5 protein-coding genes are annotated in these 11798 nt (G+C 45.6%); 3 read left to right on the top strand and 2 right to left on the bottom strand.

The genetic code is table 11. From position 1 onward, the window contains the following. Nucleotides 1-104 precede the first annotated feature (104 nt). Together DWX84_RS16195 and DWX84_RS16200 are read right to left on the bottom strand one after the other, a co-directional pair. Nucleotides 105-1811: a RagB/SusD family nutrient uptake outer membrane protein gene (locus DWX84_RS16195; RefSeq protein ID WP_005866928.1), complete on the bottom strand. Its 1707-nt coding sequence runs from the start codon at nt 1809-1811 to the stop codon at nt 105-107. 16 nt (nt 1812-1827) lie between these two features. After that, nucleotides 1828-4890 (bottom strand): SusC/RagA family TonB-linked outer membrane protein, encoded by a 3063-nt coding sequence (locus DWX84_RS16200; RefSeq protein WP_005866926.1) that lies wholly within the window; start codon nt 4888-4890, stop codon nt 1828-1830. Nucleotides 4891-5263: 373 nt separating this feature from the next. Here DWX84_RS16200 and DWX84_RS16205 point away from each other — a divergent pair, with 373 nt between their 5' ends. From DWX84_RS16205 to DWX84_RS16215, 3 genes are all read left to right on the top strand, one after another. Continuing rightward, nucleotides 5264-6115 carry an MBL fold metallo-hydrolase gene (locus tag DWX84_RS16205; protein ID WP_008780703.1) on the top strand — a complete coding sequence of 284 codons (852 nt, stop codon included), beginning with the start codon at nt 5264-5266 and terminating at the stop codon, nt 6113-6115. 295 nt (nt 6116-6410) lie between these two features. Next, complete coding sequence (locus DWX84_RS16210) at nt 6411-8732, top strand: glycoside hydrolase family 20 protein (RefSeq protein WP_122377559.1); 2322 nt, start codon at nt 6411-6413, stop codon at nt 8730-8732. A 74-nt stretch (nt 8733-8806) separates the two neighbouring features. Next, entirely contained in the window at nt 8807-11290 is a 2484-nt protein-coding gene (locus DWX84_RS16215) for a prolyl oligopeptidase family serine peptidase (protein ID WP_122377560.1), read from the top strand. Nucleotides 11291-11798 lie beyond the last annotated feature (508 nt).

Consider the following 11798-nt stretch of genomic DNA (forward strand, 5'->3'; position numbering starts at 1 on the left):
GTGTGAAGTAAATCTGTATCATGTCACTGCGTTTTCCACACCATATCAAAAAAAGGAGGTATGCCCAACTGACATACCTCCTTTTTTATATTAAGTTTAACTTATTAATATCCCGGGTTCTGTTCCAACAACGGGTTCGCACCCAATGACAATTGATGCAATGGATAACGATTGTATTTCTCATCGTTCGTAGCCTTATGATCCCACCAATCCTCTGTCACATATGCGTCCCAACGGATTAAGTCCGTGCGACGACGGGCCTCGCGCAAGAACTCTTGCATCCATTCCTTCAGCATACGGTATTTATCCAAATTGGCAGCGGTAACAGGATCCGGGTCGTTTCCACCCTCGAAGTTACGCTTACGGATGGAGTTGATGATATCGGCCGCACCATTCTTATCGCCCAAACGCATCTTACATTCCGCCAAAGTATAATAGATCTCTGTCAGACGAATTACAGGACAATCTGGGTTGAAACGTTCCTTGAACTCATCTTGATTAGGCAGAGGACTAAATTTAAGAACACGCACGCCTGAGTTCTCCTCTGCATCGGCAATCGTAGAAGTCAGATCCTTAAGACTGGCTACCGTATTGCCCACCTGGCTGATATGAGCGATCTGGTCTACGACATTCAAGACCTTGCCGGCATACTCGCGGGCACCCAAGCATTTGTACTCGGGGAAATCCGGGTTTTGCAACTCACCAACGATAAACATACCACGGTATTTGCGACCACCCTCATATACATACTGCTGCTTACGGATATCCTTGTCGTTGAATGTCTCGTATGGATTACCTACGTTAAACTTATACAAGTTACCCTCCGGATCGCGACTAGGGCATAGGCAAAGCCCATTATTACCACTAGCATCCTGCAAGCCCCCTAAGAAATCCTTGAAATTATAGGGAAGAGTGAAGGCAGTCAAACCACCATCCGTCTCACCTTTGGCATTCTCGGAAGGTACTGTCCAGATAATCTCCGGGCAAGTCTCATTACCCCAACCAAAGATCTCGGTGAAATGGTTGGCCAATTTATACTGACCATACTTTCCATCGATAATATCCTGACAAATCTTAGCGGCCTCCTCATACATCGGTTTATTGATATACGATTCAGCGTTGAAATACAAACGAACCTTCAAAGCCGCAGCCACAGCACGATGGATAACGTTCGTCTCGGGTGCTCCCAAGGTCTCCTTCAACGGAAGATTCGGCATAGATACATCCAACAAGGAGTCGATAAAATGGAAAGTCTCCACATCTGTAGCACGAGCCTTCACATCCTCCTTCGTAGATGTGTAAAGAGGCATACCACCAAACATGTCCAAACCATCCAAATAAAAAGAGGCAGCCAATACGTTCAACTGATTAATCATTGATACACGATCCTCCTCAGTCAAGCCCACCGATACGAAATCGATATTCTCCAAATCCTCCAAGGCACTCCACGACTGAGCCACACCCATCGTCGTCAAGTCCCATCCATCCTTCATCGGGCTCATATCATCCATAAAATGATGATGATGCATGTTCTGATAAACGGCGCCATCAAACCAGTCATTACCACGAGTAGGCACACACATAGCATCAGTTCCCACTTCCATCAAGCGCACACGAGCGTCGTTATGAGCTACCCACCAACGCCAATGCGTAAAAGGACGATTAAAACGCGACCAAATCGCGTCTGCATTCGTATAATACGTGTCGGGAACAACCTGCGAATAGAAGGTAGGATCCACATCACATGAGGTACCCAGCAGCAAGCAAGCAGCCCCGGCTACCATCCAATTTGTTATCTTGCTAATTTTCATTTTCTTCTTACCTTTTTTAGAATGTTACTTGAATACCTAAAGTGTATGTGCGGACAATCGGGTCACAGTTCCAAACCTTATCGGTACCACCTGTCCAGCCTGTGATATCTACCTCTGGATTATGTCCGCTATATCCTGTAATAGTCGCTACATTGCCGACAGTTCCATATACGCGCAGACGCTCTGCCCATTTTGTATACTTATTCAACGCCAATGTATAACCTAACGTAATCGCATCTATCTTCAAGAACGAGCCATCCTCCAAGAAGTAATCGCAAAGCTGCTTCACGCCGCGAATGTCCTTAAACTTCGGATCGTCAAGCGCCGGTTTCCAAAGATTCCACTGGCCGGCACCACTCTGTCCCTGGATACCCAAGTACATCGGATAAGTATTCAAGACATCGAAACCTATCCAACTACGCATATTAATACCCAAGTCAAAATTCTTATAAGTAAAGGTATTGTTCCATCCCATCATCACCTTGGGCAGATAATTACCGATATATTGTTTGTCGTCTACACTCTTCTGGGAAGCAGGTATAACCTCACCATCCTTATTGTACAAAAGGAAGTCTCCTTTATCGTCGAATCCAGCGAATTTCCACATATGGAACGCACCGATCTCTGCCCCCTCTTCAATACGAGCGGCATCGCCCGGCCATCCCGGTTCATCCATAGCGTTACCATCCATACGTGAATTGTTGCCATACATCGTAAGGATCTTACCCGAGTTATGGCTCATATTCAAGCTGGAAGTCCAAGTGAAGTCCTTATTCTGGATGATGTCACCACCAACCTCGAACTCCCATCCTTTACTCTCCATCTCGCCAATATTCTGCCATTGCTTGCCATTTGGATACGGTGGCTGTGGAACATTCACCTCGTAGATCATACCATCGATCTTACGACGATAGTAATCGAACTTACCATACATACGGTTGCCAAAGAATGAGTAGTCCACACCGATATTCCACTCCTTCTTCTCCTCCCATCCCAAATAAGGATTCACGTTAGAGCTCGGACCATAGACATAAGCCCAGCTTCCGCTAGGAAGCATCCAGTATTGGTCGCGGCTCAACGTATTAGCCATATAGGAAGCATCGAAGTCGTTATTACCTGTAACACCATAACCAAAACGAACCTTCAAGTCGCTCACCCAGTCAAACTCCTTCATGAACTCCTCGGCAGATACACGCCAACCTCCGGACAACGCCCAGAAGTTACCCCAACGGTTCTCGGCGGCAAACTTTGATGATCCCTCATGACGGATTGTGGCAGAAACCATATATTTGTCATTGTAAGAGTAGTTGGCACGAGCATACAATGCAAACAGGCGCTCTGTGATATTCTTACCTGATCCCATGGCAGCCTTACCATCTGTCAGATATGAACCCGCACCTAAGTCCCAATATTTCAGTCCCTCAACACCGAAGTCATAGTTCTCAGCATTGAAATTCTCTCCATTCTTCTCGAAATAAGAGTAACCAGCAACGGCATTCAAGCTATGGCCACCCTTGAACTCCTTCAGATATGTGAAGTAACCCTCAGATGTAAGGTGCTCAGTCTTTGAGAACTCAAGTTTAGCCCAACCGCCACGGTTGTTTGTCACCTCATCGCGGTGGTAACGAGAGCGGAACTGGTGGAGCTCCCACTGACGGTTCTCGTAACCCAATGTCTGAGAATAGCTCAATCCCTCAATGGGCTTGATGTTCAACTTCATTGTAACCTCAGGCTTGAACCACTTGTCCAATCCCTCATAGTCGGTCAACATACGGTCGGCTACGATATTATAGTCCAATGTCTCGCCAGTCCACACATTATAGCCTGTCGGGCTTTCCGGGTCAAATGGCGAACGAGTCGGGTTATTATACAACGCCTGCTTGAAGTTTGCCTTCTTATCCTCATCCGATCCATCGGAAGTACGAGCAGTCTGACGATAATCCACGATCGGACGGATCTCTAACCAACCATCGAACAGCTTAAAGTTTGCATTCAAGCGTCCACCATAGTCCTTACGGTTATCCTTAATCGTGATGCCTTCGTTGGTCTCATAGAAGAAAGAGGTGTACACTTGTGCGTTCTCGGTACCTAGCTCCAAAGAGAGGTGATGTTTTTGCGAGAAGTTATCCTTCTGCAAAAGAGCGTCCCACCAATCAGCGTTCTGCCCGTAATCAGTGATATTCACGTCCGTACGATTGCGATATTCATCGGCGGTCATCATATCCGGACGGCCATAGTTTTGTTTCTTCGAAAGCTCAGTACTATAATTCAATTTTACTTTACCATTCGTGTTAGAACCACTCTTCGTTGTGATCAAGATCACACCCGAAGCAGCACGTGTACCATAGATCGCACCAGCGGAAGCATCTTTCAGCACATCGATAGATTTGATATCGTCTTGGTTCAAGGCACGAATATCACCTCCCGGGAAACCATCGACAACGATCAATGGAGCCTTACCAGAGTTGATAGAGGTCAAACCACGCAACTGGATCGTGGTCGTACCATTGGCACTACCATTATTTTGCAAGATCAAACCGCTGATCTTACCTTGCAAAGAGCTGGTGATATCGGCACCACCCACACCCTTCATCATATCGCCGGCAGACAATGAGGTAACGGAGCTGGTCACTTGCTTCTTCTCCATCGTACCGTAACCTACGACCACGACCTCTTCAAGAGCCTGGGAATCTTCCGACAACGTAACATTTATAACACTTTGACTGCCAACCGGGACTTCCTTGGTCGTGTAACCGATATAAGAGATTTCCAAAACAGCGTTTGCGGGCACATCTTGCAACGTAACCGAGCCGTTCATGTCGGTTACGTTACCGATAGTAGTTCCCTTGACCAACACGTTCGCGCCGATCAACTCACCCATTGAATCTGAAACCTTAACCGTAATAGTCTTACCATTTTGCATGACCGATTCAACATTCGGTCCGTAGTTGTGCGAGGGTTCCACAGCCGCCAATCCTTGAAAGGAGGCCATACATAGGAATCCCGTGGTAAGCATCATAACACTTGGTTTGAACAAGCTTAAACACAATTGCTTGCTCTTCTTACTACATTTTTCCATCTTTATTATTAAATGGTTATAATTAATTGAGATTAACAATATTCAAACACCAAAAACCTACTTTCTGCTATCTCTGAGCGCAGTCCCTAATAAAAATGACTAGCTAAAACGTTGGTTTAGACTAGTCATTTTGATGGATGGGATAGTGCATTTGACACAATTTTAATATTGGATGTAATGTGTTGATTATAAGTCTTATTACTAATAGAATCGAAAAATGATTTAAATGAATGTTGCTTAATTTAAATTAATGGTTAACTTCGCGGACGACTAGTCTAAACGAACGTTTAAACCAGTCATTTTCACATTTATTATACTATTGAGTATGATAAAAACCATACCTTTACTCCCCCAAAGAAAGAATGCAGAAACCATGAAACTACAAATCATCGATACCGGCTACTTCTACGCCGACGGAGGCGCCATGTTCGGGGCCATTCCTAAAAGTGCTTGGAGCCGTCGCTATCCGAGCGACGAGACAAATGGTTGCGTGCTCGCCATGCGTAGCCTTGTCATAAAAACAGATGACGGACGCATCGTCCTAGTAGATAACGGAGCGGGAAATAAACACTTAAAACAACTAAGTTATTACCGCTTCTTCAACTTGGTAGACCTCGGCACGGAATTACGAAACCGAGGAATTCAACCGGAGGAAATCACGGATGTTGTCCTCACCCATCTCCATTTCGATCATTGCGGTTATACCACGCAAAAGGATGAATCTACCGGACATTTATTTCTCTCATTCCCAAATGCGAACCACTGGGTTAGCCGCAAGCAATGGGAGAATTTCCTTCATCCGAACGCCTTGGAGAGAGATTCCTATTTCATCGAGAATATGCAAGCCGTCGCAGACGCTAATTCCTTACGGCTGCTAGATGCCGACACATCGATTTGCCCCACTATAGAGCTACGCCTGTACGATGGGCACACTCCGGGACAAATTGTTCCCTATATCCATACGGAGGACCGGACCTTTGTCTTTGCCGGGGATGTTATCCCCCTTGTAGCCAGCGTATCTCCGGAATGGATCTCGGCTTACGATACGTATCCGATCACGTCATACAACGAGAAACTGCGCATGCTTGCCGAAGCCGCCGAAAAAAGGCAAGCGCTCATCTACTGCCATGACGCTTACATCCGCTGCACAACCGTAAAACGTGTGAATTCTTATTATAAGAAAGACAAGGAAATACCTCTCAAGAAGACGTTTCTTTTCCCTTAGTCCCTAGCCCTTTTCCCTTTAGACCTTAGGTGTTTCTTCCATATTCCTTAGACATTTCTTATAGAAGTATTCATCATCCACCAGCCGTTGCATGATCGTCTACCAACTGTTGGATGATCATGCAACAGCTGGTGGACGATCATGCACCAGTTGATAAATAGTCTATATATATAGACAAAATCCCTAAGGTTATCGCATCAAAAGTGTAAAAGCATTAGATAAAACGGCTAATTCTATTTATCTTTGGGCGGTGATACTGAATCAATTATTGTTTTACATTCTAAACTCTAAACACATGAACAGCCTAAGCAAACTAGCGCTCGTCCTGACATTTTGCACGGGAATGATCGCTTGCTCCGGTGGTAAGGCCGTAAAAGGAGATTACGGAGTAGTGCCTTTGCCACAAGAAGTAACATTGACGAACGGAAATCCTTTCGTCCTAAGTCCATCCACGAAGATATTTTATCCGGAGGGCAATGATAAGATGAAGAAGAACGCCGAGTTCCTCGCTTCTTATATCAAGGAAATCACGGGCTATGAATTAGCAACCGCTACCGGCCAGCCCGGTAAGGGGATCAGCCTCGTTATCGACCAAAGCATCCAGAATCCGGAAGGATATCAACTGACCGTTAGCGATAACGGGATACGGATCGCCGGAAGTACGGATGCCGGCGTATTTTATGGTATCCAGACATTACGTAAATCGATCCCGGCCACGGCCCAAGGGATGAACGTAGAATTACCGGCAGCTACCATCAACGACTATCCCCGTTTTGCCTATAGAGGCATGATGCTGGATGTCAGCCGCCATTTCTTCCCCGTGGATTCGGTAAAGACGTATCTCGATATCCTTGCCTTGCACAACCAAAATACGTTCCACTGGCATCTGTCCGATGACCAAGGTTGGCGTATCGAGATCAAGAAATATCCAGAATTGACACAGATCGGATCTAAACGCAAGGAAACCGTGATCGGCCATAACTCCGGAACATATGACGGAAAAGAATACGGGGGCTTCTATACACAAGACCAGATTCGCGATGTCATCGACTATGCCGCCGAACGCCATATCACGATCATCCCGGAAATCGATATGCCGGGACATCAATTGGCAGCCTTGGCTACTTACCCGGAACTGGGATGCACCGGGGGCCCTTATGACGTATGGGGCCAATGGGGAGTAGCCGACGACGTGATCTGCGCCGGAAACGAGAAATCCATGCAATTCCTAGAAGACGTATTGAGCGAGGTCATCGATCTTTTCCCGTCCGAATATATCCATGTAGGTGGTGATGAGTGCCCGAAGGTACGTTGGGAGAAATGCCCGAAATGCCAAGCTCGCATCAAGGCGGAAGGTATCAAGGGAGATAAGAAGCATTCCGCCGAGGAATATTTGCAAAGCTACGTGATCTCCCGCATGGAGAAATTCGTGGAGAGCAAAGGACGCCATATCATCGGCTGGGACGAGATCCTAGAAGGAGGCTTGGCCCCGAATGCCACGGTAATGAGCTGGAGAGGCATGGATGGAGGTATCGAGGCCGCCAAGCAAAAGCATAACGTAGTCATGACACCGAATACATATGTATATCTGGATTACTATCAATCAGCGGATACGGATCTTGAGCCCGATGCTATCGGTGGTTACTTGCCGTTAGAGAAAGTATATTCTTTTGAGCCGACAGCCGGTATCTCTCCTGAAGACCAGAAGTACGTGATCGGGGCGCAAGCCAACCTCTGGACGGAATATATCCCGACCTTCTCACAGGTAGAATACATGATCATGCCCCGTATCGACGCCGTAGCCGATATCCAGTGGAGCGATCCGTCCAAGAAAGATTATCAGACGTTCCTGCCCCGTGTGGCCCGCATGACACAACTTTACGATCGCTTGGGATATAATTACGGAAAGCATATCTTCGATATTAACGCCTCCCTGACCACCAATACGGAGAACGGAACACTCGACATAGCCTTGACGAAGTTGGGTGAAGGAGATATCTATTATACGGTAGACGGTAGCGATCCTACGATCGCCAGCATCAAGTATGAAGGCCCGGTACAGATCAACCAAGATTGCGAATTCAAGGCGATCGTTGTCCGTCCGAACGGTACGAGCCGCATCTTCTCAGAAGATATCTTCTTCAATAAAGCGACGATGAAGCCCATCACCTTGAAAGAGCAACCCAGCAAAGGATACGTTTTCAACGGGGCACAGGTATTGGTAGACGGCTTACGTGGAGGTAGTAATTACAAGACCGGCCATTGGCTGGGTTTCCAAGGAAAAGACCTTGACGCCACGATCGATCTAAAGGAACCAACCGAAATCCAGAAGGTATCTTTCAACACAAACGTGGTGAAAGGCGATTGGATCATGGGAGCCTCCGCCGTAACCGTAAAGGTATCCGACGATGGCAAGAATTTCAAGGAAGTAGCTTCCAAGAAAATCCCGGAGCTAACCCAAAACGACAAGGACGGTTTATATCCCCAAGAGATATCCTTCGCCCCGGTAAACGCCCGCTATGTCGAGATTATCATCAACAGCAGCAAACTACCAAAATGGCACGGTGGCGCCGGAAGTCCCGCATTCTTGTTCGTAGATGAGATAGAAATCTTATAAGATAATGATACAGCGAGATGGCTGAGAGATACCCGCCATCTCGCTTTCTTATTTTAAACTAAATAACAAATATCATGATAAACAAAAACATCTTAATTCTTTCAGCCCTATGCTCCTGTTGCTCACTATGGGCGGATGAGGTTGTCGTGCGACATTACAATTACGCCGGCCCTTACGAGGTGAAAAAGCCTTTCCTAGCAGATAGCTTGGATGTAAACAGTAAGAGATTTTCCGACAAGGAACTATTGAACACGACCGTTCCTTTCTGCAACCTTTCCCAAAGCGGACAAACCCTTGACGCGGCGTCTTCCGGAGAGCTGACCTTGCCAACCTCGGCCTCTTCCTACGCGCTACATTTGGTTTCCTTCTACCTGAATAGTGACCGCTATACAAAAGGTACCTTAAGGATCAATGGCCCTGAGATTTCAGAAGTCTACGTGGATGGACAACCCATAAAACTAACCCAAGGAGAAGCCTCGTTGACCTTGGAGCCGCGACGCTATGAAATCGTAATTAAATATTTATCTGAGAGCCACAAAGAGAATGCCTTAAAAGCCTCATTCAACCCGGAAAAAGACGCGGTGGTAACCGCGACCGTCAATCCGGAGAAACGTTATACATTAAGTGATGTATTTGATGGTAAACGCATCCAATCCGCCAGCCTGTCCCCGAATGGAAAATTCATTATCATCTCCTATCAAGAAACCTATCCCGGTGGAAAGCAGTCCTCATTTACCCAGATACTAGACAAGGCTACCGGTTCCGTATTGGTTGAGAACGGACAGAGCTTACGCTGGATGCCTAAAAGCAATCTGGCCTATTACACCCGGAAAGGGATGAAAGGCACGGAATTGGTGACCTTAGACCCTACCAGTAAAAAGGAGAACATCCTTTCCAGCCAATTGCCTGAAGGTTCTTTCAGCTTCGGGCCTACCGAAGACTATCTATTATTCTCCATACGGGAGAAAGGACCGCAAGAACGAAAAGAGATCCAAGAGATACTGGTGCCGGATGATCGCCAACCGGGATGGAGAAACCGTATGTTTATCCATAAATATGACCTGCGAACCGGATTGTTCCAACGGCTCACTTATGGACATACTTCTACTTACATCAACGATGTATCTCAAGACGGCCACTATCTGCTATTCAGTCGCAGGGAACCGAATTTAACGGAGCGCCCTTTCTCACGTACATATATATATAAGATGGATCTACGAACCATGCATGTGGATACCCTTATAAAAGGTGAGAAATTCGTAAGCCGTGCCGTTTTCTCCCCGGATGCCACCCAATTACTCGTTGACGCGTCTGGAGAGGCTTTCGATGGTATCGGATTAAAGATCAAAGAAGGACAGACATCCAATACGAGCGACGGGCAATTATTCCTATACAATATAGCAGATAAAAGTATAAAGCCGCTTACGAAAGATTTTGATCCCTCTGTCGATTCCTACGAGTGGAACGCCCTCGATAAACAAATCTATATCACGGCGAAAGATAAGGACCGTGTTCGCATATATAGTCTAAACCCGTCCAACGGAAAGATTAAGCAACTTCAAGCCAAGGAAGATGTCATCTCCGATTACTCCATCGCCAATCAAGCTTTCGAAATGGTTTATTTCGGATTAAGCGCTTCCAATTCCCAAAGGCTTTATACCTATAACCTGAAAAACGACGCCTCTTCCTGCTTGATCGATCTCTCCAAAGAGATCTTGAGAGACGTCACTTTAGGAGAAGTGCAAGATTGGAATTTCGTTTCCGCCCAAGGGGATACGATTTACGGCCGCTTCTATCTCCCTCCTCATTTTGGCGCGACCAAGAAATATCCGATGATCGTGAATTATTACGGAGGAACAACCCCTACGGCCCGGGTGATGGAGAGCCGTTATCCTTCGCATGTATACGCCGGCTTAGGGTACATCGTCTACATCATACAGCCCAGTGGAGCGACTGGGTTCGGTCAAGAGTTCTCCGCACGCCATGTCAACGCATGGGGTAAACTTACCGCTGACGAGATCATCGAAGGCACGAAAAAGTTCTGTGAGCAGCATCCTTTTGTCAACACGAAGAAAATCGGTTGCATGGGGGCTTCATACGGAGGTTTCATGACTCAATACCTACAAACAAAAACAGATATATTCGCGGCGGCCATGTCTCACGCGGGAATCAGCGACATCACCAGCTATTGGGGAGAAGGTTACTGGGGATATTCATACAGCTCGTTGGCTAGCGCTAACAGTTATCCATGGAATGCCCGGGATATGTACACTTTACAAAGTCCGCTGTTTAATGCGGACAAGATCAATACCCCGATCTTGTTCTTACATGGAACCGCAGACACGAATGTTCCGATTGGAGAGAGCATCCAGATGTTTACCGCATTAAAATTATTGGGTAAGCCTACAGCGTTTGTCCAGGTAGAAGGAGAAAATCACCATATATTGGATTATGACAAACGAATATTGTGGAATAACACGATTTACGCATGGTTCGCTAAATGGCTGAAAGACCAACCCGAGTGGTGGGACGCATTATATCCTCCCAAAAGCCTATAGGAGTTAGAATAGTTCACTTTATTCACACATATTTAAAGAGTATCTTTAGTTAGATACTCTTTTTTATTTAAATACATTAGATAGTATTCATGAAAGAACTTAGTTTCCGGAGAACTTCATGAGAGCAAGGTGTTTTTGGTGTTACTTTTTAGCATTGATGCGGGATTGAGTTAAAAACAATTTGCATATTAACATCATATATTAATACCATAATGCACTAAATTAACACATACCCAAGGCAAGCAATATTTACAAACTGCTACACAAATTCATTTTTAACACCAATACGCTTGTTTATTGCAAATATACTTCTATATTTGCAATATAAAGTTCAAAACAAAGCACTTAATGTAAATAATACAATTAGATACAGTAGGTGTTTATATAGATTGTATGCTTTGTGATTTATTAAAATATTTGTAATAATTAATAAATGCCAAGAGATGAATTGATTTAGTTCTCCGGAAACTACGTCGCTCTACTAAATGGCAGAAATTGATTATAACAA

The organism is Parabacteroides sp. AF21-43, from assembly GCF_003635435.1.
Lineage (GTDB): Bacteria > Bacteroidota > Bacteroidia > Bacteroidales > Tannerellaceae > Parabacteroides > Parabacteroides distasonis.